This is a genomic window from Nocardia farcinica, assembly GCF_001182745.1.
GTDB lineage: Bacteria > Actinomycetota > Actinomycetes > Mycobacteriales > Mycobacteriaceae > Nocardia > Nocardia farcinica.
Window position 1 is genome coordinate 3101727 of record NZ_LN868938.1, and the last position, 24006, is coordinate 3125732.

General features: G+C 71.7%; 24 protein-coding genes and 1 pseudogene. 7 read left to right on the forward strand and 18 right to left on the reverse strand.

From position 1 onward, the window contains the following. Window positions 1-31: 31 nt before the first annotated feature. From AMO33_RS14725 to AMO33_RS14745, 5 genes and pseudogenes are all read right to left on the reverse strand, one after another. Complete coding sequence (locus AMO33_RS14725) at window positions 32-457, reverse strand: AMP-binding protein (protein WP_011207634.1); 426 nt, start codon at window positions 455-457, stop codon at window positions 32-34. A 143-nt stretch (window positions 458-600) separates the two neighbouring features. Continuing rightward, a complete protein-coding gene (locus tag AMO33_RS14730) occupies window positions 601-1812 on the reverse strand; it encodes an FAD-dependent oxidoreductase (protein WP_060592976.1) in 1212 nt (403 codons plus the stop codon). Window positions 1813-1999: 187 nt separating this feature from the next. Beyond that, complete coding sequence (locus AMO33_RS14735) at window positions 2000-2653, reverse strand: PadR family transcriptional regulator (RefSeq protein WP_041559898.1); 654 nt, start codon at window positions 2651-2653, stop codon at window positions 2000-2002. 54 nt (window positions 2654-2707) lie between these two features. Beyond that, window positions 2708-4743 (reverse strand): annotated as a pseudogene (locus AMO33_RS33015) (MDR family MFS transporter). 66 nt (window positions 4744-4809) lie between these two features. Then, the gene (locus AMO33_RS14745) at window positions 4810-5457 is read right to left on the reverse strand and encodes a TetR/AcrR family transcriptional regulator (RefSeq protein WP_060592977.1); all 648 of its coding nucleotides are present in this window, start codon (window positions 5455-5457) and stop codon (window positions 4810-4812) included. A gap of 124 nt (window positions 5458-5581) precedes the next feature. On the opposite strand from AMO33_RS14745, the gene AMO33_RS14750 reads away from it, so the two are divergent. Genes AMO33_RS14750 through AMO33_RS14760 form a run of 3 tightly spaced genes read left to right on the forward strand, consistent with a single transcriptional unit; the run spans window position 5582 to window position 7356 of the window. Then, window positions 5582-6457: an oxidoreductase gene (locus AMO33_RS14750; protein ID WP_011207629.1), complete on the forward strand. Its 876-nt coding sequence runs from the start codon at window positions 5582-5584 to the stop codon at window positions 6455-6457. Between the two features lie 42 nt (window positions 6458-6499). Next, complete coding sequence (locus tag AMO33_RS14755) at window positions 6500-6976, forward strand: transcriptional regulator (RefSeq protein ID WP_086839971.1); 477 nt, start codon at window positions 6500-6502, stop codon at window positions 6974-6976. A gap of 56 nt (window positions 6977-7032) precedes the next feature. Continuing rightward, complete coding sequence (locus tag AMO33_RS14760) at window positions 7033-7356, forward strand: DUF3817 domain-containing protein (protein ID WP_060593504.1); 324 nt, start codon at window positions 7033-7035, stop codon at window positions 7354-7356. A 21-nt stretch (window positions 7357-7377) separates the two neighbouring features. On the opposite strand, the gene rdgB is transcribed toward AMO33_RS14760, so the two are convergent. The 4 genes from rdgB to AMO33_RS14780 all read right to left on the reverse strand — a co-directional run bounded on the left by rdgB (window position 7378) and on the right by AMO33_RS14780 (window position 10503). Continuing rightward, complete coding sequence (gene rdgB, locus AMO33_RS14765) at window positions 7378-7992, reverse strand: RdgB/HAM1 family non-canonical purine NTP pyrophosphatase (RefSeq protein ID WP_060592979.1); 615 nt, start codon at window positions 7990-7992, stop codon at window positions 7378-7380. 2 nt (window positions 7993-7994) lie between these two features. Further along, the gene (rph, locus tag AMO33_RS14770) at window positions 7995-8768 is read right to left on the reverse strand and encodes a ribonuclease PH (RefSeq protein ID WP_060592980.1); all 774 of its coding nucleotides are present in this window, start codon (window positions 8766-8768) and stop codon (window positions 7995-7997) included. An 85-nt stretch (window positions 8769-8853) separates the two neighbouring features. Continuing rightward, window positions 8854-9618, reverse strand: a complete 765-nt coding sequence (locus tag AMO33_RS14775; RefSeq protein ID WP_076573656.1) for a cyclic nucleotide-degrading phosphodiesterase — start codon at window positions 9616-9618, stop codon at window positions 8854-8856. A gap of 192 nt (window positions 9619-9810) precedes the next feature. Then, complete coding sequence (locus AMO33_RS14780; protein ID WP_170916128.1) at window positions 9811-10503, reverse strand: rhomboid family intramembrane serine protease; 693 nt, start codon at window positions 10501-10503, stop codon at window positions 9811-9813. A 132-nt stretch (window positions 10504-10635) separates the two neighbouring features. Between AMO33_RS14780 and AMO33_RS14785 the strand changes: the two genes are divergently transcribed. Beyond that, on the forward strand, window positions 10636-10908 hold the full coding sequence (locus AMO33_RS14785) for a YciI family protein (RefSeq protein ID WP_011207622.1): 273 nt from the start codon (window positions 10636-10638) through the stop codon (window positions 10906-10908). A gap of 46 nt (window positions 10909-10954) precedes the next feature. Here AMO33_RS14785 and AMO33_RS14790 read toward each other — a convergent pair whose 3' ends face one another. The 6 genes from AMO33_RS14790 to clpS form a co-directional block, all read right to left on the reverse strand. Continuing rightward, window positions 10955-11917 carry a PLP-dependent cysteine synthase family protein gene (locus AMO33_RS14790; RefSeq protein WP_011207621.1) on the reverse strand — a complete coding sequence of 321 codons (963 nt, stop codon included), beginning with the start codon at window positions 11915-11917 and terminating at the stop codon, window positions 10955-10957. Window positions 11918-11921: 4 nt separating this feature from the next. Beyond that, entirely contained in the window at window positions 11922-12209 is a 288-nt protein-coding gene (locus tag AMO33_RS14795; RefSeq protein ID WP_011207620.1) for a MoaD/ThiS family protein, read from the reverse strand. Between the two features lie 50 nt (window positions 12210-12259). Next, a complete protein-coding gene (locus AMO33_RS14800; protein ID WP_060592981.1) occupies window positions 12260-12715 on the reverse strand; it encodes a Mov34/MPN/PAD-1 family protein in 456 nt (151 codons plus the stop codon). Window positions 12716-12809: 94 nt separating this feature from the next. Further along, entirely contained in the window at window positions 12810-13868 is a 1059-nt protein-coding gene (locus AMO33_RS14805) for a P1 family peptidase (protein ID WP_060592982.1), read from the reverse strand. A gap of 14 nt (window positions 13869-13882) precedes the next feature. Further along, window positions 13883-14452 carry an oxidative stress transcriptional regulator AosR gene (gene aosR, locus AMO33_RS14810; RefSeq protein WP_041559895.1) on the reverse strand — a complete coding sequence of 190 codons (570 nt, stop codon included), beginning with the start codon at window positions 14450-14452 and terminating at the stop codon, window positions 13883-13885. Between the two features lie 44 nt (window positions 14453-14496). Next, window positions 14497-14817: an ATP-dependent Clp protease adapter ClpS gene (gene clpS / locus AMO33_RS14815; RefSeq protein ID WP_011207616.1), complete on the reverse strand. Its 321-nt coding sequence runs from the start codon at window positions 14815-14817 to the stop codon at window positions 14497-14499. Between the two features lie 101 nt (window positions 14818-14918). Here clpS and AMO33_RS14820 point away from each other — a divergent pair, with 101 nt between their 5' ends. The 3 genes from AMO33_RS14820 to AMO33_RS14830 are packed head-to-tail and all read left to right on the forward strand — an operon-like array spanning window position 14919 to window position 18956. Further along, entirely contained in the window at window positions 14919-16235 is a 1317-nt protein-coding gene (locus tag AMO33_RS14820) for a nicotinate phosphoribosyltransferase (protein ID WP_060592983.1), read from the forward strand. A gap of 37 nt (window positions 16236-16272) precedes the next feature. Further along, window positions 16273-16842: a nicotinamidase gene (locus AMO33_RS14825; RefSeq protein ID WP_060592984.1), complete on the forward strand. Its 570-nt coding sequence runs from the start codon at window positions 16273-16275 to the stop codon at window positions 16840-16842. Window positions 16843-16901: 59 nt separating this feature from the next. After that, entirely contained in the window at window positions 16902-18956 is a 2055-nt protein-coding gene (locus AMO33_RS14830; RefSeq protein ID WP_060592985.1) for an ATP-dependent DNA helicase, read from the forward strand. 240 nt (window positions 18957-19196) lie between these two features. Here the strand turns inward: AMO33_RS14830 and AMO33_RS14835 are convergent, their stop codons facing one another. The 3 genes from AMO33_RS14835 to glgP all read right to left on the reverse strand — a co-directional run bounded on the left by AMO33_RS14835 (window position 19197) and on the right by glgP (window position 23977). Further along, the gene (locus AMO33_RS14835) at window positions 19197-19751 is read right to left on the reverse strand and encodes a DoxX family protein (protein WP_228790267.1); all 555 of its coding nucleotides are present in this window, start codon (window positions 19749-19751) and stop codon (window positions 19197-19199) included. A gap of 103 nt (window positions 19752-19854) precedes the next feature. Further along, window positions 19855-21216 (reverse strand): NCS2 family permease, encoded by a 1362-nt coding sequence (locus AMO33_RS14840; protein WP_060592986.1) that lies wholly within the window; start codon window positions 21214-21216, stop codon window positions 19855-19857. Between the two features lie 187 nt (window positions 21217-21403). Beyond that, window positions 21404-23977: an alpha-glucan family phosphorylase gene (gene glgP / locus AMO33_RS14845; RefSeq protein ID WP_060592987.1), complete on the reverse strand. Its 2574-nt coding sequence runs from the start codon at window positions 23975-23977 to the stop codon at window positions 21404-21406. Window positions 23978-24006: the final 29 nt, after the last annotated feature.

A 24006-nucleotide genomic window follows, 5' to 3' on the forward strand; every position in this document is an offset into this window, starting at 1 on the left:
GGATGTCGGGGGCGCGGGCCGCCCGGCCCCGTCAGGAGGCCGGGCGGAGCCCGCGCAGCTCGGCGTCGGTGAGCGGCGCGTCCGAACCGGTCAGGTATCGCAGCAGGGTGGACCGGTCGTCGAGCACCAGCCAGGCGATGCCGTCACCGAGGCCGCCGCGCGCGTCCTCGGTGGTGATGCCGAAGGCGGGTGCGGGCACCTCGGTACCCGCGGGCACGGCGGTGGCGCCGGTCTTGGCGATCGCGGTGCGGCTGACGATGTCCTCGATCAGCGGCTCGACGGCGACGGCGACGACCACGCCCGGCCCGGCGCCCATCCCCAGCAGCACCCGCGCGAGCCGGTTGGACCAGCTGTCGAGCTCGCGATGGGTGAGCGTGCCCTCGGGGGTGGACACCGCGACGGCGGCGTCGGACCGGGAGACGGGGCGGATGAGCAGGGTGTCGGCCGTGGTCTGCATGAGGGGCTCCTGACGAGTCGACGGGTGGATCGGAGGGGTGTCTCCACTCTCTCGCCGGCTCGCCCGCCGCGACAGGAACCCCAGTGCTGTCCCACCCGCCTCCGAGGGTGCGCGTTTTCCCACCCTCGGTGGGGGCCGAGGCGTCAGGCTCTGCCCGATTCCGGTTCGCCCGGCACGGGTGCGTCCCACTCGATGCGGTAGCTCCGCTCGCCGGCCACCTTCTCGTCCGGCTTCATGACCGTCCGGACCAGCAGCGGCATCAGCAGGTTCATCATCGCGCGGCCCACCGGACCGGGCGCCTTGCTGCGGTTGATCCGCGCGGCGCGGGCGGCGATGCCCTCCACCCGGGTGCGCCGCAACCGTTCGTAGGCGGCGAAGGCCGCGCCCGGATCGGGCAGGTCACGCAGGCAACGGGCCAGCTGCACCGCGCTCTCCACGGCCAGTGAGGCGCCCTGCCCGGAGCTGTTGGACGGCGCGTGCACCGCGTCGCCGACCAGCACCATGCGGTCGCGATACCAGCGCGGCACCGGCGGCATGATGTGCAGGCCGCCGACGACCTCGAGCTGGTCCGGGCGGGTGCGCCGCGCCAGTTCGCCACCGGGGGTGTCGGCGCCGTAGGTCTCGCGCAGGATCGCCAGCCAGCGCTCGGCCGGCACCGCACGCGCCTCGGTGAGCGACAGGTACTGCTTGTGCGGCAGATTGGCGCCCCAGCCGACCCGGCCGTCGCCGTCGGACCAGTACAGGTAGTAGGCGCGTTTGCCGTAGGCGAAGACCATGGCGTCGGCCGGAGTGTCGATCGCGCACTCGATGGTCGCTCCGAAGCCGAGCAGGCCGGTGTACTCCGGGCCGGGCGCGTCCGGGTCGATGATCCCGCGGACCGTGGATCGGACGCCGTCGGCACCGATGAGCACGTCGGCGGTGGCGGTGCTGCCGTCGGCGAAGCGCGCGGTCACGCCCGTCGCGTCGCACTCGGCGCCGACCAGCCGTTTGCCGTAGTGGAACGGCACGCCCGCGGCGACGGCGTGCTCGTGCAGCACCCGATGCAGTTCGGCGCGATCGACCACCTGCAGCGGCGGTTCGTCGGCGACCGTCGGCAGCCGGTGGTGCCTGCCGCCGACCGACAGGATCATGCCGGTGACCGGCGTGGCGATGGCGCGTACACGATCTCCGGCGCCGAGCAGGTCGAGCGCGGCCACACCGTTGGGCGCGAGCGCGAGCCCGCTGCCGATGCCGTCGGACGGGCCGGGGTAGGCCTCGTGAACCTGCGCCTCGATACCGGCCTCGAGCAGGGCGGTGGCGACGACCGGTCCGGCGATGCCGCCGCCGACGACGAGCGCGGAACGAATTGCGGACATGGATGTACCTCCAGGGGTGGGTTCGGCGAATCACCGCGCCCGCCACACCCCCGGCTATCCTGTGGTTGCCGACCTCGTGGCCGGGTGCGTGCACGTGCGCGGTGCGAGAAGGTCACCGGTCCCGGCGGCGGTGTTGCCGCACCGCCGCCGGGCCGGGTTTCATCGCGGTGGTATCACCGCCGCGGTCTCACGACGAGGACTGGTGCATCCCCCTTTCCACCGCCGCCACGGCGGTACCGGGGGTGAAGCCCCCGGCGTGGATGTTGCGCCACATCTCCAGGTCGGGGAAGGTGCCGTCGAGCAGTTCGGCGCGCCAGCCACGCGTCCAGGCCACCTCGGCCTCCAGCATGGCCAGCCCGTATTCGGTCTCGATGAGGAACAGCCGCGGCAGCGTCCCGGCGAGTGCGTCGAGTTCGGCGCGCACCCCGGCGATGATCGTCTCCAGCGCGGTGATGCGGGCGTCGAGCAATTCGGCCACCTCGTCCGGTGGCAGCAGCGCGGTCACCGAGAGTCCCGCTGTGTAGGCGCTGCGCTCGGCGCGCGGCTCGGCCAGCAATTCCTTTGTCCAGTCGGTCATTTCGGCCTGCCCGGCCGGGGTGATCCGGTAGATCACCCGCTCCGGCCGCCCGCCCTGGCGCTCGCTGCCGACCTCCTCGAGGAATCCGGCCTTCACCATGTTGCGCACGACGGTGTAGAGCGAGCCCCACTTGATGTCCATGTCGCGGTCCTTGCCGCGCTCGCGCAACTTCGAGGCGATCTCGTATCGGTGCATCGGCCGCTCGGCGATCACCGACAGGATCGCCAGCGCCAGCAGATTGTCGACTTTGCGCTTGGCGGGCATCACACCTCCTACTCGCAGACGAATATACGTGCGCGAGTATTCGGCGGCAAGCCGTCAGCGCACCGCCACCGCCTCGGGTTCGTGCAGTTGTTCGTCGAGCAACTTGTTCGCGATCACGTCGAGCGCCTGCTCGAGCAGTTCGCGGTCGCGCGGATCGCCGTCGTCCGCGAGTTGCAGGCGCTCGCGCAGCCAGCGCCGCCAGGCCGCGCGCACCCGATCCATCTGTGCCTCCCCGGCCGGGGTCAGCCGCACCTCGTCGGCGCCGATCTCCACCTGCCCCGCGGCCGCGACCCGGGCGAAGAACGGTTCGAGCACCTCCTCGGGCAGCCGGTGCGCCGCCGCGATCGCCGACAACCGCGCCGCGCCACGCAACCGGGTGTGCAGGGCGATCTGCCCGAGCACCCACGCCTCGCCCCGGCCCATACCACCGCCCGCGTCGGCGAGGATGGCGGGCGTGACCGGCCCCTGCGCCCGCGCCCGGCGCAGCGCCTCGGCGACCGTGCGTTCGAGCAGATCGGCCCGATCGGCCGACTGCGGCGCCGAAAACCCCTCGCCCACTTCCCCCGCCGCCGTGCGCGCGCTGTCGCGCAACGGCACCTCTTTCAGGAACCAGGCCACCACGAAACCGATCAGCGCCACCGGCACCACCCACCGGAAGACGTGCTCGATGGACATCGCGTAGGCGTCGATGATCGGCACCGCCTGCTCGGCGGGCAGGCCACGCAACGTCTCCGGATCGGCCGCCGCCTCCGGCGAGACCACCCGCACCTCGGTGAGGGCCGCGGTGAGGTTCGGGGTCAGCTGATTGCTGTAGAGGGTGCCGAACACCGCGGTGCCGAACGCGCTGCCCAGCGTGCGGAAGAAGGTGACCCCCGAGGTGGCCGTGCCCAGGTCGGCGTAGGGCACGGTGTTCTGCACGACGATGGTCAGCACCTGCATGGCCAGGCCGATCCCGAGGCCGAGGATCAGCATGTACAGCGACTCCAGCCAGGTGCTGGTCTCGCGCCCCATCGTCGACATCAGCAGCAGACCCAGCGCCATCACCGCGGTGCCCGCGATCGGGAAGTACCGGTAGCGCCCGGTCCGCCCGACCACCTGGCCGGAGATGATCGAGGTGAGGAACAGGCCCGCCACCAGCGGCAGCGTGCGCACGCCGGACATGGTGGCCGAGATACGTCCACGTACTGCAGATACGCGGGCAGGTAGGTCATCGCGCCGAGCATGGCGAAGCCGACGATGAAGCTCAGGATCGAGCAGACGGTGAAGACGTTGGACCGGAACAGCCGCATCGGCAGCATCGGCTCGGCGGCGCGCGATTCCACGGCGACGAACCCCGCCAGCAACACCACCGCCGCGGCGAACAGCCCGAGGATCTGCCAGGAGCCCCACGCGTACTCCTGCCCACCCCATTCCAGGCCGAGGATCAGGCAGGACACCCCGAGTGCCACCAGCCCGATGCCGGCGTAGTCCACGATCGGCCTGGCCGCGGCCCGCACCCGCGGGATGGTGCGCGCCGCGACCAGGATCATCAGGATCGCCAGCGGCACGTTGACGTAGAAGCACCAGCGCCAGCCCGCGTGATCGGTGAACAGGCCGCCGAGGGTCGGGCCGACGACCGTGGTGACACCGAACACGGCGCCGAGCGCACCCTGGTACTTGCCGCGTTCGCGCAGCGGGATGATGTCGGCGATCAACGCCATCGAGGTCACCATCAGCCCGCCCGCGCCGATCCCCTGCACCCCGCGCGCCAGGATCAGCAGCAGCATTCCGTTCGCCAGCCCGGCCAGCATCGAGCCCGCGATGAAGATCAGGCCGCTGAGCTGGAAGACCAGCTTGCGGCCGAACAGGTCGCCGAGCTTGCCCGCCAGCGCGGTGGCCACCGCCTCGGCGAGCAGGTAGGCCGTCACCACCCAGGCCATGTGTCCGGCGCCGCCCAGATCGGCGACGATGGTCGGCAGCGCGGTCGAGACGATGGTCTGGTCGAGGGCGGCCATCAGCATGCCGAGCACGATGGTGCCGAACACGACGTTGATCCGCGCCCGGCTCATCGGCTGGTCCGGCGCATCGGCGACAGCAACGGCACCGTTCATCACCTCAGTATGGGCGGATGCGTGCGGACCGGGCAGCCAGCGACACAGCGGCGAACCGCCGCGGGCTCAGGACGTCTCGATCAGCGAGACCGCCACCGGCACCAGCAGGGCCACCAGATCGTCCACCGGTGGGCGCGGGTCCGACAGCAGCCATTCGTGGGTGAGTCCGTTGATGGCGCCGATCAGCGCGGCCGCTGCCAGCCCGGACCGGCCCCGGACCCGGCCGCCCGGCACGATCCTCGGCACCACCGCCGATTCCAGCAGCCGGGCCCAGGCGTGCCTGCGCTGCCTGCGGTGGCGCTCCATCCGCTCGCTGACGCCGACCACCTCGATGAAGGCCAGCTTCGCCCGGAACGGGTCCGCGCCGATCGACTCGAGGTAGGCCGTGAGCACCGCGGTGAGCGCGGTATGCGGGTCTGCGGTGTTCGGATCACGACCCCGGCCGACCCCGGCCAGTGCGCCCACGACCGCGTCGGCCGCCGCGTCCTGGATCCGGTCGTAGGCGGCCGCGAGCACGTCTTCCCTGGTCTCGAACTCCTCGTAGAACTGTCGTTTGGACAGTCCAGCGGCGGCGCACATGTCGGCCAGCGAGCAGTCGGTGTAGCCGCGCTCGGCGAACAGCCGGGTGGCGGCGTCGAGGAAGCGCAGCCGGCGCTCGGCCTTGCGCTCCGCCACGGCCCGCCCGCCGTACTGCCTGCCCACCGAGGTCGTCACGTCCCCACCGTAGCGAACCCGCCCGGCCGCCCGGCATTTTCGGCCGCGAGCCCGTAGCGTGCGAACCGAAGCCCGGTCCCGATCGCCTCTTCCCCCGGAACTTACTCCAAAGTAAGGTTGTCGCATGGCGTGGAACCCGACCCAGATCCCGGACCAGACCGGCCGGACGTTCGTGATCACCGGCGCGAACGGCGGCCTCGGCGCCGAGACGACGAAAGTCCTGGCCGACAAAGGCGCGACCGTCGTCATGGCGTGCCGCAACGTCGCCAAGGCGCAGCAGGTCGCCGACGGCATCCCCGGCGATGTGCGCGTCGCCGAACTCGACCTCGCCGACCTCGCCTCGGTGCGCGCGTTCGCCGAGCGGGCCGAGGAGTTCGACGTGCTGATCAACAACGCCGGCCTGATGTACATCCCGTTCTCCCGCACCGCGGACGGCTTCGAGACCCAGTTCGGCGTCAACCATCTCGGGCACTTCGCCCTCACCGGCCTGCTGCTGGACAAGATCCGCGACCGGGTGGTCACCCTGGCGAGCATCGCGCACCGGCAGACGCCCAAGCTGTGGATCGACGACCTCAACTACGAGCGGCGCCGCTACTACCGCAATCTCGCCTACGCGCAGTCCAAGCTGGCCAACCTGATGTTCGCCCGGGAGTTGCAGCGCCGCCTCGCCGAGGCGGGCTCACCGAAGCGCTCCTACGCGGTGCACCCGGGCGTCTCGGCCACCGAACTGTTCGCCCGCACCGAGACCCCGCTCGACCGCATCGCCAAGCCGATCATCCGGCTCGTCGGGCATCCGCCCGCCAAGGCCGCGCATTCGACACTGTTCGCCGCGACCATGCCCGACGCCGACCCCGGCACCTACTGGGGCCCGAACCGGCTGTTCCAGAGCCAGGGCCCGGTGGAGCCCTCGCCCTCGACGCGGCTGTCGAAGAACCCGGAACTGATGCGCAGGCTCTGGGCCGAGTCCGAGCGGATGACCGGGGTCACCTACCCCGTCTGAGCACCCACCTCCGCCTACGTGTCGTGTAGTAGACGGGGTACCGTGGTAGACGTGTCCGCTTCACCGCGTCGCCCGGCCGGCAAGGACCGGGCGTACAACCGCCCGGCCCTGATCGCGCTCGTGCTGGTGGCCGCCGTGATCTGCCTGGCCCTGGGCTGGTGGCAGTGGGAGCGGTTCGAATCGGCCAGCGGCACCGGCCAGAACCTCGGCTACGCCTTGCAGTGGCCGCTGTTCGCCGCGTTCGTGGTCTTCGCCTACTTCCGGTTCGTGCGGCTGGAGAGCGAGTCGACGGAGGGACCGGCCCCCGCCGAACCCGCCGCCACCCGCCGGCCGCGCAAGGACCGGCCGCGCGAGATTCCCGCGGGCATCCTGCCCGAGCGGCCCACCGCCGCCCGCGCCGCGGATCCGGTGCTCGCCGAGTACAACCGCTACCTGGCCGAACTGCACGCCGCCGATGTCGAGGAGCAGGTCCGCGCGGCCCGGCTCGACCTCGGCAAGACCGAGAGGAGCGCTGGGTGAACGCCGGCGACAACGAGACCGTCTCCGTCGACCGGCCGGCCGCCCCGGCGTCCGCGGTGGACCCCGCCCGGCGGGCCAAGATCAAGAGCGCGCTGCTGCGCTACCGGGTGCTCGCCTGGTTCACCGGTCTGTGGCTGCTGCTACTCACCGGCGAGATGATCGCCAAGTACGGATTCGACGCCGACCCGCCGAGCTGGATCGCGATCGTGCACGGCTGGGTCTACTTCGTCTACCTGATCCTCACCGCCGACCTGGCGCTGAAGGTGCGCTGGCCGCTGGGCCGCACCGTGGGCACCCTGCTCGCCGGCACCATTCCGCTGCTGTCGTTCTTCGTCGAACACGCCAACGCCAAACAGGTCAAGCGCGACTTCGGCGTCTGAGTCCGCCCCCGACCGATCCGCTCAGTCCGTTCGGTCGGCGAGGGCGGCCAGGGCCGGAAGCAGGTGGCGCAGGGCGCGGCCGCGGTGCGAGGCCGCGTCCTTGGCCGCGGGTGTCAGCTGGGCGGCGGTGACGTCGCCGCCGTCCGGCACGAACAGCGGGTCGTACCCGAAACCGCCCTCCCCCACGGGTTTCCGGCCGATCGTCCCGGGCCATTCGCCGCGCACCACGGTCTCGGTACCGCCGGGCACCACCAGCGCGCACGCGGAGACGAAGCGCGCGCCGCGGCGCTCGTCGGGCACGTCGCGCAACTGGGCGAGCAACAGCGCGTTGTTGGCCGCGTCGTCGCCGTGGGTGCCCGACCAGCGCGCCGACAACACGCCGGGCATCCCGTTGAGCGCGTCCACGGCGAGGCCGGAATCGTCGGCGACACAGGGCAATCCGGTCGCGGCGGCGCCGTCGCGCGCCTTGGCGAGCGCGTTCTCCTCGAAGGTGGCGCCGGTCTCGGGCGCCTCGTCGTAGGGCGGCACGTCGTCGAGTCCGACGATCTGCACCCCCGCCACCCCGGCATCGTCGAGGATGCGGCGCAACTCGGCCAGCTTCTTGGCGTTACGGCTGGCGACCAGGACGCGCGCCATCGTCACTTCCGTTTCGCCGGTTCGGCGGGCTCGGGCAGCACACCCGGATACGGCAGCGCCAGCGCCTCCTTCTGCACCGCGAACAACTGCTCGCAGCCGGCCAGCGCGGCATCGAGCAGCTTGTCCAGCGTCGACCGCGGGAAGGTGGCGCCCTCGCCGGTGCCCTGGATCTCGACCAGGGTGCCGGTGTCGGTGGCGACCACGTTCATGTCGACCTCGGCGCGCGAGTCCTCCTCGTACGGCAGGTCCAGCCGCACCCGGCCGTCCACCACGCCGACGCTCACCGCGGCGATGGCGCACGAGATCGGCTGTGGATCGGCCAGCGCCCCCGCCGCGCCCAGCCAGGTGACCGCGTCGGCGAGTGCCACGTAGGCACCGGTGATGGCGGCGGTCCTGGTGCCACCGTCGGCCTGCAGCACATCGCAGTCGATGGCGATGGTGTTCTCCCCGATCGCGGCCAGGTCGATGCAGGCCCGCAACGAGCGCCCGACCAGCCTGCTGATCTCCTGGGTGCGCCCGCCCACGCGCCCCTTGACCGACTCACGGCCGGTGCGGGTGTGGGTGGCCGCGGGCAACATCGCGTATTCGGCGGTGAGCCAGCCCAGCCCGGAGTCGCGCCGCCAGGCGGGCACCCCTTCGGTCACGCTGGCGGTGCACATCACCCGGGTCTGCCCGAATTCGACCAGCACGGAACCGGCTGGATGCGTGGTGAATCCACGGGTGATCCTTACCTCGCGGAGCTCATCGTCCGCCCTGCCATCGGCTCGTCTCGACACGGGCCAAGCCTAAACGACGTGCCGCGACGGTCTCCGGCGCAACCCCCACCACCCGAGCGTGGCGCGCAGGCCGCTCGGCGACGGCTCAGAGATCGAAGACCTCGCCGGGCGCGACGGCGTGCACCGGGCCGGTGAACTCGGCCTTGGCCTCGGCGATCACGTCCTCCCGGGAGGTCCACGGCGGAATGTGGGTGAGCAGCAGCTCCCCGACCCCGGCGCGGGCGGCGATGCGGCCCGCCTCGGTGCCGGACAGGTGGATGCCGGGCGGCCGGTTGGCCGGGTCGTGGGTCCAGGACGCCTCGGCCATCAGCACGTCGGCGCCCTGGGCCAGCTCCTGCACCGCATCGCACATGGCGGTGTCGCCGGTGTAGACGAAGGTGCGCCCGGCGTTGGTGGTGATCCGCAGACCGTAGGACTCCGGCGGGTGGAACATCCGGCGCGCGGCGATGGTGTGGCCGGGGCCGAACTCGACGGTCTCGCCCTCCTGCCAGGGCCGCAGATCGATCACGTCGGACCAGTCGTCGCATTCGCCGCCGACCTCGGCCGAAGCGTTGCCGATGCGCAGCGCCGAATCGGAGGGGCCGCGCACGATCGCGCGCCCGACCGGCGGGGTCGGGTGGTAGCGCCGCCACACCAGCAGGCCGGGCAGATCGAGGCAGTGATCGGCGTGCAGGTGGGTGAGGAAGATGTCGACCTCACCGGGATCGGCGTAGCGCTGCAGCGCGCCGAGCACCCCGGGACCGAAGTCGATGACCACCGGTGTCATGTCCGGGCCGGTGAGCAGGTATCCCGACGCTGGGGAGTCCGGGCCGGACACACTGCCCGAGCACCCGAGGACGGTAAGGCGCATGCCCACATGCTGCCACGACGAAATCTCGCTCACGAAACGATCCCCCGAAAATCCCCGCGGGCCTCCCGGTCGTGCTGGGGCGCCGCGCATCCCCCCACCACCCGGCCACGAACATCGACGTCCATTGCCCGAGGGTACCCACCGGGCACACCGGCCATGCCCGCGAGCCCGAATGCGGCGCGGCCCAAGGCTTTACACCCGCGCGGCGGCCGGTGGCCCGGCCTGGGCCCCGCGGCGGCGCCCGGCCAGCGTCCTGGCCGCGACCACGCCGCCGACCGCCCCGAAAAGATGTCCCTGCCAAGAGATCCGGTCGGGGCCGGGCAGCACGCCCCACAGCAGGGAGCCGTAACAGGCCAGCACCACCAGACCCAGCACGATCTGGCCGAGATTGCGGGCGAACCACCCGCGCAGGATCAGGAAGGTGAGCCAGCCGAACACCAGTGCGGACGCGCCGAGGTGCACGGTGCCGCTCCCACCGGTCAGCCAGGTGCCCAGCCCGGCGACCACCCAGATGATCGCGGTCGCCGCCAGCCCGCGCAGGATGCCCGCGATCAGCACGAGAAACCCGAGGACCAGCACCGGCAGCGTGTTGGCGAGCAGGTGATCCCAGCCGTGGTGCAGCACCGGCGCCCACAGGATGCCCCACAGGCCGTCCAGCTCACGGGGGTGGATGCCGGCGTCGTCGAGTTGGGCCTTGCCGTCGAGACTGTCGACGCCCTCGATGCCGTAGAGCAGCGCGACGAACCCCGCGATCAGGACCGCGGCCCGCGCCCACAGCTGCCGCACCCCCGCGAACCGGCCCGACCGCGACGGCGTGGTGGTCGTCGCGCCGTCCGCCCGCGCGCGCAGTGCCGCGATGCGTTCCGGATCGAACGACGCACCCATACCCGGACCACCGGACACGGCCACCTCCCGGAGGCTGACGGACTCGACGCCTTCGAGGGTACCGAAACCGGCGTTTCCGGCAGCTCGCCCAGAAGCCCGGTCGATGTCGGCACCCGCTCGTAGCATCCCCCCATGCGCTACGTCCTGTTCTACGAGTCGGCCGACGACGTGATGCCGCTGGCCATGCAACACTTCCCCGCCCACCAGGCCCACTGGCAGCCCTTCGCCGAGGCGGGCACGCTGCTCGGGATCGGCACCTTCGGCGATCCGCAGACCGAGGGATCGATGGCGATCTTCCGCACCAGGGAGGCGGCGGAGGAATTCGCGCGTGCGGACCCGTTCGTGCTGAACGGCGTGGTGAAGAACTGGGTGGTGCGCGCCTGGGACGACGCCATGAGCACGTGAACGCTCGCGCGTCGCGAGCCGACGGCGTCGCCGGCTCGCCGGCGGCTCAGGCCCAGAGCTGGCCTTCCAGCCTGCTCTCGGCGTCCTCCAGCGTGCCGTCGTAGGCGCCGGTGGACAAATACTTCCAGCCGCCGTCGGCGACGATGAACGCGATGTCGGCGCGCCTGCCCGCCTGCAGCGCCTTGCGGCCGATGCCGAGCGCGGCGTGCAGGATCGCACCGGTGGAGATCCCGGCGAAGATGCCCTCCTCACCGACCAGCTCGCGGGTGCGCTTGACCGCGTCGTAGGGCCCCACCGAGTAGCGGGTGGTGAGCACGGTCTCGTCGTAGAGCTCGGGGATGAAGCCCTCATCGATGTTGCGCAGCCCGTACACCAGCTCGCCGTAGCGGGGCTCGGCCGCGACGATCTCGATGCCGGGCACCTGCTCCCGCAGGAAGCGGCCGGTGCCCATCAGCGTGCCGGTGGTGCCGAGCCCGGCCACGAAGTGGGTGATCTCGGGCAGGTCGGCGAGCAGTTCGGGTCCGGTGGTGTCGTAGTGCGCCTGCGCGTTGGCGGGGTTGCCGTACTGGTACAGCATCACCCAGTCCGGGTTCTCCGCGGCGATCTGCTTGGCCAGCGCGACGGCCTGGTTGGAACCGCCCGCCGCCGGCGAATCGATGATGCGCGCGCCGTACATGGTGAGCAGCTGACGGCGTTCCACGGAGGTGTTCTCCGGCATCACGCAGACCAGCTGATAACCCTTGAGCTTGGCCGCCATCGCCAGCGAGATACCGGTGTTGCCGCTGGTCGGCTCGAGGATGGTGCAGCCGGGGCGCAGCCGCCCCTCGGCCTCGGCCTGCTCGATCATCCGCAGCGCGGGCCGGTCCTTGACCGACCCGGTGGGATTGCGGTCCTCCAGCTTCGCCCACAGCCGCACGTGGTCGTCGCCGTCCCATTTCGGCGACAGGGTGCGCAGGCCGACCAGCGGCGTGTCACCGAGGGTGGCGATCAGCGATTCGTAGCGTGCCACGGATTCAGCGCAGATCCGGGGCGCCGCCCGCCACCGCGGGCAGGATGGTCACGCTGGCGCCCTCGGGCACCTCGGCGGCGAGCCCGCCGGCGAAGCGGACGTCCTCGTCGTCGACATAGATGTTGACGAAGCGGTTGAGCTTGCCGTCCTTGAGCAGCCGCTCGGCCAAGCCGGGGTGGTTGGCGTCGAGGTTCTCGATGAGCGCCGACAGCGTCGCGCCCTCGGCCTGGACGCGCTTCTCGCCGCCGGTGAGGCCGCGCATGATGGTCGGGATGGACACGGTTACCGACATGGGTTCTCCTCGGAGTTGCTCGTTCGGTGATGCTCGGGGACGAAACCGGCTCAGGCGCCGGGCGTGACGGTGTCGTGGTCGTCGGTGACGGTGTCGTAATCGTCGACGACGCGGACCGGCTCCTCGGTGACCACGCCGTCGCGGATCCGGTAGCTGCGCAGCTCGTGCTGCTCCGGATCGCGGGTGGAGATCAGCACGTAGTGCGCGTTCGGCTCGGACGCGTAGGAGATGTCGGTGCGGCTGGGGTAGGCCTCGGTGGCGGTGTGCGAGTGATAGATGACCACCGGCTCCTCGTCGGCGGCGTCCATCTCGCGCCACACCTTCAGCTGCTCCCCGGAATCGAACCGGTAGAAGGTGGGCGACCGCTCGGCGTTGGTCATCGCGATGAAGCGCTCGGGGCGGTCGGAGCCCTCGGGCCCGGCGATGACGCCGCAGGCTTCGTCGGGGTGATCGGCGCGGGCGTGGGCGACCATCGCCGCCACCAGATCGGACTTGATCACCAGCACCAGATTCGAACCTTTCCGCGCACCTGCTCGTCACAGCCGTCAACGAGCCAGGATATGTGGCTATTCCCGGCGGATCGGACCCGGGGCGGCGGGCTCAGGAGGGGAAGAGGTCGCGGTAGGCGGGCACGCCCGCCACCGTGGTGGCGGTGAGCACGGCGTCGACCACCGCCCGTTCCACACAGACCGCGGCGGCCGTGCAGACCGCGTCGAGCACCAGCAGTTCGGCCGGAAACGCCGAGGGCAGCGGGAAGCCGGGCGGCTGCACCGCGCCGGTGGCGACGCCGAACAGGGTGTCGCCGTCGAGCGGGGAGTGCGCGGGCCGGATCGCGCGGGCGAGCCCGTCGTGCGCGGTGGTCGCCATGCGGCGACAGCCCGCCGGATCGAGCGCGGCGTCGGTGGCCACCACCCCGATGGTGGTGTTGAGAACGGTGCCCTTGACGGGCAAGGCGTTGGCGGCGGCGAGCTGTTCGGGTGTCGGCGGCCGCAGACCGAATCGCTCGGGACCGTTGGTGCCCACCCCCCACGGCAGCCCGGTGCGCGGATCGAACACCGAACCGACCGGGTTGGCCACGACGAGCGCGGCCACCGTGACACCCGCGGCGGGCCCGTCGCCGAGCACCACGCTGGCGGTGCCGACACCGCCCTTGATCGAGCCCGCGCGAGCGCCGGTGCCCGCGCCGACCGAGCCGCGCGCGAACTCCGTGCCCGCGGCTTGCGCGGCCAGCAGGCCGAACTCCGCGGTGGGGCGGATGTCCCAGGCGCCGACGGGCAGGTCGAAGATCACCGCGCCGGGCACGATCGGCACCACCCGGGCGGGCTCGGCCGGGTCCATCGGGATGCCTTCGCCGTGTTCCTCCAGCCAGCGCATCACCCCGTCGGCGGCGGCCAGACCATAGGCGCTGCCGCCGGTGAGCAGCAGCGCGTGCACCTGGCGCACCGTATTGGCCGGATCGAGCAGATCGGTCTCCCGCGTGCCCGGCCCGCCACCGCGCACGTCGACCGCGGCGGTGACCCCGCCCGGCGCCCGCACCACGGTGCAGCCGGTGGCCGCACCCGCACCGAGCGAGGCGTCGGCGTCGAGGACGTGGTGGTGGCCGACCAGCAGCCCGGCCACGTCGGTGAGCGCGTCGCGCGGACCGGGAACCGCCGTCATGCCGTAGTCCTCCCCTAGGGCGCGAGTGCTTGCAGCAGGCTGTCCTGCATCCAGGTGAGCCAGTGGTAGACGTCCAGGTGCGGCGCCCGCGGATCGTCCGGATCGAGCTGGTCGGGCGTCTCGGCGTCGATGCCGAGCACGGTGCCCAGCGCCAGCCGCACGTCGGTGAGCGCGCTCAGCCAGGCGTCGGCCTGCTCGGGGGTGAGCACGATCTTGCCGCCGCGGGCGGGCACGGTGTCGAGCACGACCGAACCCGCGGCCAGCTTGGCGTCGATGATCTCCGGTTCGTGCAGCGCGCGCAGGGCGCTGTTGAGTCCGGCCCGGTCGGCGTCGGGGGAACCGGGCTCGCTGCGATGGAAGTCGGGCAGCAGCCGCGCCAGTCGCGGATCGTCCGGCGGCGCGGTGTTGCCGGTGCGCAGGCCGGTGAGCGCGCTCAGTTCGTCCTCGGGCGCGGACTGGGCCCGTTCGGCCAGCAGTCCCGAGACCGCGCCCACCAGCGAGCGCAGCACCTCGGCCTCGTGCGCGTCCATCTCGGCGCGCAGCTTCAGGCCGCCCAGCGAGTTCTTCCTGGTCCACTTACGCACGGCTGCTCGTCCCATCACGCACGAGCGCCAGGGTAGTCGCAGGGTCAGTCGTCTCGCTGCATGGTGGCCCAGAGGCCGGCGGCGTGCAGTCGGCGGACGTCGTGCTCCATCTTGTCGCGCGATCCGGACGAGACAACGGCTTTGCCTTCGTTGTGCACCTGCAGCATCAACTCGGTCGCCTTGGCTTTGCTGTAGCCGAAAAGCTTCTGGAAGATGTACGTCACGTAGTGCATCAGGTTGACCGGGTCGTCCCACACGACAGTCACCCACGGACGGTCCTCCGCCTCCAGGATCTCGGTGTATTCCACCGCTTCCGGAGTCGCCTGTGCCGCCGACAGTGTCAGGTTCGTATTGCACAAGCCCATAACGTCAAGGGTACGACGCGGCTCGCGATACTCAACACCCCAGCCGGACCCGGCCGGATCGGGCGAGCGCGCCCCCGGTGCCCGCTGTCTACAGTGACGGAGTGGACATCCGCGACCAGGTCACCACGAGCACCGCGCTGCTGACCGATCAATACGAGCTCACCATGCTGGCCGCCGCGCTCGCCGACGGTTCGGCCGCGCGCACCTGCGCGTTCGAGGTGTTCGCCCGGCGCTTGCCGCACGGGCGCCGCTACGGCGTGGTCGCCGGTACCGGGCGGTTGCTCGAGGCGCTGCGGCACTTCCGCTTCGGCGAGCCCGAGCTCGCGGTGGTGGCGGGGTTCCTCGACGAGCGCACGCTGAACTGGTTGCGCGAGTACCGCTTCACCGGCGACATCGACGGCTATCCGGAGGGCGAGCTGTACTTTCCCGGCTCCCCGATCCTGTCCGTGCGCGGCAGTTTCGCCGAGTGCGTGGTGCTGGAGACGCTGATCCTGTCGATCTTCAACCACGACAGTGCCATCGCCTCGGCGGCGGCCCGCATGGTCTCGGCCGCCGACGGCCGCCGGATGATCGAGATGGGCTCGCGCCGCACCCACGAAGCGGCCGCACCCGCCGCGTCCCGGGCCGCCTACCTCGCCGGTTTCGACGCCACCTCGAATCTGGAGGCGGTGCGCCGCTACGGCGTGCCCGGCGCGGGCACCAGCGCGCACGCGTTCACCCTCCTGCACAGCGGCCGCGACGGCGCGCACGAGGCCGAGGCGTTCCGCAGCCAGGTCGCCGCGCTCGGCGTCGGCACCACCCTGTTGGTCGACACCTTCGACATCACCGAGGGGGTGGCGACCGCGATCCGGGTGGCCGGACCGGAGCTGGGCGGCGTGCGCATCGACTCCGGCGACCTGGGTGTGCTGGCCCGGCAGGTCCGCGAGCAACTGGACGCCCTCGGCGCGACCAAGACCCGCATCGTGGTCTCCGGCGACCTCGACGAGTACGCGATCGCCGCGTTGCGCGCCGAACCCGTCGACGTCTACGGCGTGGGCACCTCGCTGGTCACCGGTTCCGGCGCGCCGACCGCGGGCATGGTCTACAAGCTGGTGGAGGTCGAGGGCGTGCCGGTGGTCAAGCGCAGCAGCCACAAGGAATCGCGCGGCGGTGCCAAGCGGGCACTGCGGCTGACCAAGAGCTCGGGCACGATCGTGGAGGAGATCGTCTACCCGGCCACCGCCGAGCCGCCGGCCACCGACGGCTTCGAGGCCAGGCAGCTGCTGGTGCCGCTGGTGCGCGGCGGTGCGGTCGTCGACGACCTGCCGACGATCACCGACGCCCGCGACCGCGTCGCGCGCGGGCTGGTGAGCCTGCCGTGGGAGGGCCTCAAGCTCTCCGACGGCGAACCCGCCGTGCCCACCACCTTCGTCTCCTGAGCGGGGCCTGCCCCGCCGGGCGGGGTAGCCTCGGGGCATGAGGCGGGCGCTGATCATCGTCGACGTGCAGAACGATTTCTGCGAGGGCGGCTCCCTGGCGGTCACCGGCGGCGCCGCGGTCGCCGATCGGATCAGCGATCACGTCACCGGTAGCGACTACGCCGCCGTCGTGGCCACCCGCGATCACCACATCGACCCGGGCCCGCACTTCTCCACCGCTCCGGACTACGTCGACAGCTGGCCGCCGCACTGCCGGGTCGGCACACCGGGCGCGGACTTCCACCCGAACCTGGACACCGCCGGGGTGCAGGAGATCTTCTCCAAGGGCGAATACTCGGCCGCCTATTCGGGTTTCGAGGGTGCCGCGGCCGACGGCACGGCGCTGGCCGAGTGGCTGCGCGACCGCGGCATCGACGCCGTCGACGTGGTCGGCATCGCGACCGACCACTGCGTCCGCGCCACCGCCCTGGACGCGCGCACGGCCGGTTTCGACACGCGGGTGCTGCTGAACCTGACCGCGGGCGTGGCGCCGGAGACCGTGGACAAGGCCCTGGTGCAGCTGCGGGAGGCGGGCGTGGAACTGGCCGGGGAGCTGCCCGGCCGGTAGGACGCCGCCGCGCACCTTCGCTCGCTCGCGGTGTCGGTGCCGGGCAGTAGGCTGCACGCGTGCCCGAACTGCCTCCCACCGCCGAACTCCTGGCCACCGCCGTGCACGCGCTCGGCGGCAAGGAACGTCCGGGCCAGGTGCGGATGGCCGCGGCCGTCGACCACGCCATCGACACCAAACAGCACCTGGCCGTGCAGGCGGGCACCGGCACCGGCAAGTCGCTGGCGTACCTGGTGCCGAGCCTGCGGCACGCGGTGCGCACCGGCCGCACCGTGGTGGTCTCCACCGCGACGATCGCCCTGCAGCGCCAGCTGGTCGACCGGGACCTGCCGCGCCTGGCGCAGGCACTGGCCGGGCCGCTCGGCCGCCCGCCGCGCTTCGCGATCCTCAAGGGCCGCAACAACTATCTGTGCCTGAACAAGATCAACAGCGCCGTCCCGGACGAGCCCGCCGAGGCCGAGCTCTTCGACGCCTTCGCCATCTCCCGGCTCGGCCGCGAGGTGCAGCGGCTCAACGAATGGGCCTCCGACACCGAGACCGGCGACCGGGACGAGCTGGCGCCCGGCGTCAGCGACCGGGCCTGGCGGCAGGTCAGCGTCTCCTCCCGTGAATGCCTGGGCAAGTCCCGGTGTCCGTTCGGGCAGGACTGCTACGCCGAGCGCGCCCGCGGCGAATCGGCCCAGGCCGACGTGGTCGTCACCAACCACGCGCTGCTGGCCATCGACGCCATCAGCGGCATCCAGGTGTTGCCCGAGCACGACGTGGTGGTCATCGACGAGGCGCACGAGCTGGTCGACCGGGTCACCGGGGTGGCCACCGCGGAGCTGTCGGCCGCGAGCATCAGCGCCGCGGCCCGCCGCTGCGCCAAACTCATCGACGAGCGCGAGGTCGACCGGCTCGAGGGCGCCGCGGAGGCCTGGCACGAGATCCTCGACAACCTGCCGCCCGCCCGGTGGGACCGGCTGCCCGAGGGCGCCGCGCAGGTGCTGGCGCTCATCCGCGACTCCGCGTGGAACGCCCGCACCGAGCTGTCCCCGCCCGGCAGTTCCACCGCCCAGGGCGACCCGGACACCGCGGCGGCGCGCAACTTCGCGGTGGCGGCCGTGGAGGAGGTGCACGACAGCGCGGTGCGCGCGCTCACCGCCTTCGACGAGCCCGACCCGGCCGCCCGGCGCGACGTGATCTGGCTGGCGGCCGAGGAGAGCCGGGGCGGGGTGCCGCGCAAGACCGTGCGGATGGCGCCGCTGTCGGTCGGTGGGCTGCTGCGCGCCCGGCTGTTCGGTGCGGCCACCGTCGTCCTCACCTCGGCGACACTGCAAATCGGCGGTTCCTTCGACAATCTCGCGGTCACCTGGGGCCTGCCCGCGCAGTCCGGCGATCGCGTCGACCCCGCGACGGCGAACGGCGGCCGAGCGCCCTCGGACACCGAGTCGATCCGCTGGAGTTCCCTGGATGTCGGCTCGCCGTTCGACCACGCCAAGTCCGGCATCCTCTACGTCGCCAAGCATCTGCCGCCGCCCGGCCGCGACGGGCTGCCGCCGGCCTACCTCGACGAGATCGAGCGGCTGATCGACGCCGCGGGCGGGCGCACGCTCGGCCTGTTCTCCTCGATGCGCGCGGCCCGCGCGGCCGCCGACGCGATGCGCGACCGCCTGAGTACCCCGGTGCTGTGCCAGGGTGAGGACGCCACCGGCGCGTTGGTCGGCAAGTTCGCCGACGATCCGGAGACCTCCCTGTTCGGCACCCTGTCGCTCTGGCAGGGGGTGGATGTGCCGGGCCCGTCGCTGAGTCTGGTGATCCTGGACCGCATTCCGTTCCCCCGCCCGGACGATCCACTGCTGGCCGCGCGCCAGCGGGCGGTCGAATCCCGCGGTGGCAACGGCTTTCTCACCGTGGCCGCCAACCATGCCGCGCTGTTGCTCGCCCAGGGCACCGGCCGGCTGCTGCGCAGCGTGGACGACCGCGGCGTGATCGCGGTGCTCGACTCCCGCCTGGCCACCGCGCGATACGGCGGCTACCTGCGGGCCACGCTGCCACCGTATTGGGAGACAACGGATCCCGACGTGGTGGCCAAGGCGCTGCGCCGACTCACCGCCGACGCCGCTAAACTGTGATCTGACGCACAAAACCTGCTCTATGGTTCCGGACGGAACTACATTGAGCACCGGTACCTCGGTGGATACCCAATTCCCGCGCCGACGTATCCGGTCCCCGCGCCAAGCCCTGCACGCGGCGCGGGGCCACCGCCTTCCCCGATCGCCCACGGCGGATAGGGTTTTCACGCGAGCGCGGCGCGCGCGGCCGATCCCGGCCCCCACGCCGAGCGCCCCGGCGGTCTCAGTCCCGTACCGAGATCACAAGGCCCACTTGAGGATCAGCGTCAGCACCGCGGACACCACGGCCAACCCCAGCACGCCGACGCCCCACACCAATCCGTTGCGCTCCCACGGCCGCCCGGCATCGAGGGCGTAGCGACCCGCACCGGTGAAGCCGAGCCCCGCGGCGACGGCACCGAACAACAGCCCCATCTCCCAGCCGCCCTGGCCGAAAAGGCCGGGGCCCCAGGTTGCGTTGATCGCGTTGATCATGGTGCCGAGCGCGATGGCCGCGGCCAGCGGAGTGAACAGGCCGAATGCCAGCAACAGGCCGCCGACGAGTTCGGTGAGCCCGGCCAGGGTGCCGAACAGCGCGCCGGGGTTGTAGCCCATCGCCTCGAACATGGCGTTGTTGGCGTCCAGGCCGGGGCCGGAGAACCAGCCGAACAACTTCTGCGCGCCGTGCGCGGCCAGCAGGCCGCCGAAGACGACACGCACGATCAGCAGGCCGATGTCGGCGGCGGCGGCGTTGTCGAATGCGGTGGTGGTGATGGTGTCGCGGTCGCGGACGGGAGCGGTATGCGTCGTGGTCATGATCAGTCCCTGCGGTCGTTCCGACTCGGTCGTTAGGCTCGGCAACTAAACGGACTCCAGTCCGCTTGTCGCACAACCCCTTCCAACCGGCGAGCCCGCGGACCTATTCCGCGAGGAAGAAGAAATATCCGAGGAACACCACCAGCAACGCCCACATCGCCGGGTGTACTTCCCGGATCCGGCCGCGCGCCGCCATCACGATCGGGTAGAAGACCATGCCCATCGCCAGCCCGTTGGCGATCGAGTACGTCAACGGCATCATGATGATGGTGATGAACGCCGGGATCGAGTACTCCAGCGCGGTCCACTCGATCTGCCCCAGCGAGCGCGCCATCAGGATGCCGACCACGATCAGCGCCGGCGCGGTGACCTCCCCCGACGCGGCCACCACCGAGAAGATCGGGTAGCAGAACATCGCCAGCAGGAACCAGCCCGCGGTGGTCACCGCCGTGAGCCCGGTCCGCCCGCCCGCGGTGACGCCCGCGGTCGACTCGACATAGGCCGTGGTGGTGGAGGTGCCGATGACCGCGCCCGCGGTGGTGCCGATGGAATCGGCGGCGAAGGCGCTCGCCGCGCGCGGCAGCTTGCCCTGCTTGTCCAGCAGGCCCGCCTGATTGGCCACGCCGATCAGCGTTCCCGAGGCATCGAAGAAGTCGACGAACAGCATGGTGAGCACGACGACGGCCATCTGCGCGGTGAACGCGTCGGGGAGGTGGATGATCGCCTGGCCGAAGGTCTGGTCCAGCCCGCGCGGCAGCGCCGCCACCCCGCTCGGCAGATCGACCAGGCCGGTGACGATGCCGAGCACCGCGGTCAGCACGATGCCGTAGAGCACCGCGCCGTGCCAGCCCTTGACCAGGAACACGATCGTGACGACCAGACCGAACAGGGCCAGCAGGGTGCGGCCCTCGGTGAAGTCGCCGAGGGTCACGAAGGTGGCCTCGCTGGAGGCGACGATGCCCGCGTTCTTCAGGCCGAGGAACGCCACGAACAACCCGATGCCCGCGCCGACGGCGAGCTTGAGTTGCAGCGGGATCGCGTCCAGGATCCGCTCGCGCACCTTGGTGACCGCGAGCACGAAGAAGATCACCCCGGACAGGAACGTGCCCGAGAGCGCCACCTGCCACGGGATCCCCATCCCGAGCACCACCGAGTAGGCGAAGAAGGCGTTGAGGCCCATGCCCGGCGCCAGCGCGATCGGGTACCGGGCCCACAGGCCCATCACCAAGGTGCCGAACACCGCCGCGACCGCCGTCGCGGTGAAGACGGCCTGCATCGGAATGCCCTTGTCGCCCAGCGCGCCGCCGTCGCCGAGGATGCCTGGGTTCACCGCCAGCACGTAGGACATCGCCAGGAACGTGACGGTGCCCGCCATGATCTCCCGCCGTACCGTCGATCCGGTGCGGGTGATGCCGAAGTAGTCGTCGAGACGACTCAGGCCGCGGGGCTGCGCGTCGGTTGCCAAGGCGGTTCTCCGGTTCTTCCAGGTGGGGCAGGGGGATGAACGGACGGTAGCGGAGAATTCACCGGTTCGCGCCGCGGGGTCCCGCTGCCGGGCGCCGGAGTGACCCGACACACGGCCGCTGCCGTGCCGGTCCCCGCCCGGCGGCGGTCGAGAGTGACCGTGCCGGGCGTGCACCGGCGGCCCGGCGTCAGCCGCGCGGCGCCGCGATCAGGCCCAGCTCGGCGGGCGAGGCCAGCAGCTCGTGGCGCGGCAACACCCGCACGGTGTAGCCGACCGCACCGGACAGCGGTACCGGCGTCTCGACCGTGAACAACTCGACACCGCCGTCGGAACCGGTGTGGGCCATCTCGACAGTGGTCACATCGCTGAGGTCGTCACCGGGCGACACCCGGCCCAGCACCGCCTGCACGGTCACGTCGGCGACCGCGAGCCCGCCCAGGTCGACGCGCGCGGTCAGCGACAGCGGCGCACCGATCACGGGGGTGTCGGGCAGGCCGGCGCTGTCCACCTGGATCACCTTGACCGCGGGCCAGGCCGCTTCCACCCGCCGTCGATACTCGGCCAGCGCCCTGGCGCCCGCGTAGTCGTCGGCACTCACCCGCCGGTAGGCCGCCGCGGCCGGGCCGTAGTACTCGACGGCGTAGTCGCGCACCATCCGTGAGGCCAGCACCTTCGGGCCGAGCGTCTGCAGGGTGTGGCGCACCATCTCCACCCACCGCACCGGCATGCCGTTCGCGTCGCGGTCGTAGAAGCGCGGCGCGACCGAACGCTCGAACAGCTCGTAGAGGGCGGCGGCCTCGAGGTCGTCGCGGCGGTGCTCGTCGCGCACGCCGTCGGCGGTCGGGATGGCCCAGCCGTTCTCGCCGTCGTACATCTCGTCCCACCAGCCGTCCCGGATGGACAGGTTGAGCCCGCCGTTGAGCGCCGACTTCATCCCGGAGGTGCCGCACGCCTCCAGCGGGCGCAGCGGGTTGTTGAGCCACACGTCGCAGCCCCAGTACAGGTATCGGGCCATCGACATGTCGTAGTCGGGCAGGAACACGATCCGGTGCCGCAGTTCCGGGTCGTCGGCGAACCGCACCACCTGCTGGATCAGCGCCTTGCCGCCGTCGTCGGCGGGGTGGCTCTTGCCCGCCACCACCAGCTGCATCGGCCGGGTGGGATGCAGCAGCAGCGCGCGCAACCGCTCGGGGTCGCGCAACATCAGGGTCAGCCGCTTGTAGGTGGGCACCCGGCGGGCGAAGCCGACGGTGAGCACGTCGGGGTCGAAGACCTGATCGATCCAGCCCAGCTCGGCCTCGGCGGCGCCACGTTCCAGCCAGGAGGCCCGCAGCCTGCGCCGCACCTCCGCCACCAGCGTGGCGCGCAGGGTGTTGCGGGTGGACCACAGTTCGGCCGGATCGACCTCGCGCAGCTTCTCCCAGCCGCGCCCCTCCTCCGCCAGCTCCACACCGACGAGTTCGCGCGCCTTGTCGATCCATTCGCGCGCGGCCCAGGTGGGCGCGTGCACGCCGTTGGTCACCGATCCGATCGGCACCTCCTCGGCGTCGAAACCCGGCGAGAGCGGGGCGAACATGCCGCGGCTCACCTCGCCGTGCAGCCGGGAGACGCCGTTGGCCCGCTGCGCCAGCCGCAGGCCCATGTGCGCCATGTTGAACACCGCCGGGTCCGGCTCGCGGCCGAGCGCCAGGATCCGGTCGACCGAAAGCCCGGGCAGCAGCGCCGATTCCGGCTCGCCGTGCGCGCCGCCGAAGTACCGGCGCACCATCGGCATCGGGAACCGGTCGATGCCCGCGGGCACCGGAGTGTGCGTGGTGAACACCGTCGCGGCCCGCACCACCGCCAGCGCGGTGTCGAAATCCATCCCGTCGGCCACGTATTCGCGGATGCGCTCCACCCCGAGGAAGCCCGCGTGGCCCTCGTTCATGTGGAAGACCTCCGGATCGGGCAGCCCCTCGGCGCGGGTGAACGCCCGCACCGCGCGCACGCCGCCGATCCCGGCCAGGATCTCCTGGCGGATGCGGTGGTCCTGGTCGCCGCCGTAGAGGCGGTCGGTGACCGCGCGCAACTCCGGATCGTTCTCCGCGATGTCGGAGTCCAGCAGCAGCAGCGGCACCCGCCCCACCTGCGCGATCCACACCCGGGCCCGCAGTACCCGCTGATCCGGCATCGCCACGTGCACCAGCACCGGCGCGCCCTCGCTGGTCAGCAACCGCAGCGGCAGACCCTGCGGATCCAGCGCCGGATAGTGCTCGATCTGCCAGCCGTCGGCCGACAACGACTGCCGGAAGTACCCGGACCGGTACAGCAACCCGACACCGATCAGCGGCAACCCCAGGTCCGAGGCGGCCTTGAGATGGTCGCCCGCCAGGATGCCCAGACCGCCGGAGTAGTTGGGCAACACCTCGGTGACGCCGAACTCCATGGAGAAGTAGGCGATACCGCGCACCCCGTCCTCGCGGCCCTGCCGCTGGAACCAGGTCGCCGCGTCGAGGTAACCGCGCAGATCCGCGGCGGCCGCGTCGACCCTCGCCACGTAGCCGGCGTCGGCGGCCAGCTCGTCGAGCCGGGCGGCGGGCACCTCCCCCAGCATCCGGACCGGATCGCGGCCGACCTCGCGCCACAGCTGCGGATCGATCGCCGAGAACAGATCCTGGGTGGGCGGATGCCACGACCACCGCAGATTCGTGGACAGCTCCCCCAGGGCCGCCAACCGCTCGGGCAGATGGGCACGGACAGTGAACCTGCGCAAAGCCTTCACCGGCTAGACCCTACACGGCCGCCGCGGCC

Coding starts and splice junctions, on each gene's coding strand:
- AMO33_RS14725 (WP_011207634.1), bottom strand. CDS start 457: ATGCAGACCACGGCCGACACCCTGCTCATCCGCCCCGTCTCCCGGTCC.
- AMO33_RS14730 (WP_060592976.1), bottom strand. CDS start 1,812: ATGTCCGCAATTCGTTCCGCGCTCGTCGTCGGCGGCGGCATCGCCGGA.
- AMO33_RS14735 (WP_041559898.1), bottom strand. CDS start 2,653: ATGCCCGCCAAGCGCAAAGTCGACAATCTGCTGGCGCTGGCGATCCTG.
- AMO33_RS14750 (WP_011207629.1), top strand. CDS start 5,582: ATGGCGTGGAACCCGACCCAGATCCCGGACCAGACCGGCCGGACGTTC.
- rdgB (WP_060592979.1), bottom strand. CDS start 7,992: ATGGCGCGCGTCCTGGTCGCCAGCCGTAACGCCAAGAAGCTGGCCGAG.
- AMO33_RS14775 (WP_076573656.1), bottom strand. CDS start 9,618: ATGCGCCTTACCGTCCTCGGGTGCTCGGGCAGTGTGTCCGGCCCGGAC.
- AMO33_RS14780 (WP_170916128.1), bottom strand. CDS start 10,503: ATGGGTGCGTCGTTCGATCCGGAACGCATCGCGGCACTGCGCGCGCGG.
- AMO33_RS14785 (WP_011207622.1), top strand. CDS start 10,636: ATGCGCTACGTCCTGTTCTACGAGTCGGCCGACGACGTGATGCCGCTG.
- AMO33_RS14795 (WP_011207620.1), bottom strand. CDS start 12,209: ATGTCGGTAACCGTGTCCATCCCGACCATCATGCGCGGCCTCACCGGC.
- AMO33_RS14805 (WP_060592982.1), bottom strand. CDS start 13,868: ATGACGGCGGTTCCCGGTCCGCGCGACGCGCTCACCGACGTGGCCGGG.
- clpS (WP_011207616.1), bottom strand. CDS start 14,817: ATGGGCTTGTGCAATACGAACCTGACACTGTCGGCGGCACAGGCGACT.
- AMO33_RS14825 (WP_060592984.1), top strand. CDS start 16,273: ATGAGGCGGGCGCTGATCATCGTCGACGTGCAGAACGATTTCTGCGAG.
- AMO33_RS14835 (WP_228790267.1), bottom strand. CDS start 19,751: ATGACCACGACGCATACCGCTCCCGTCCGCGACCGCGACACCATCACC.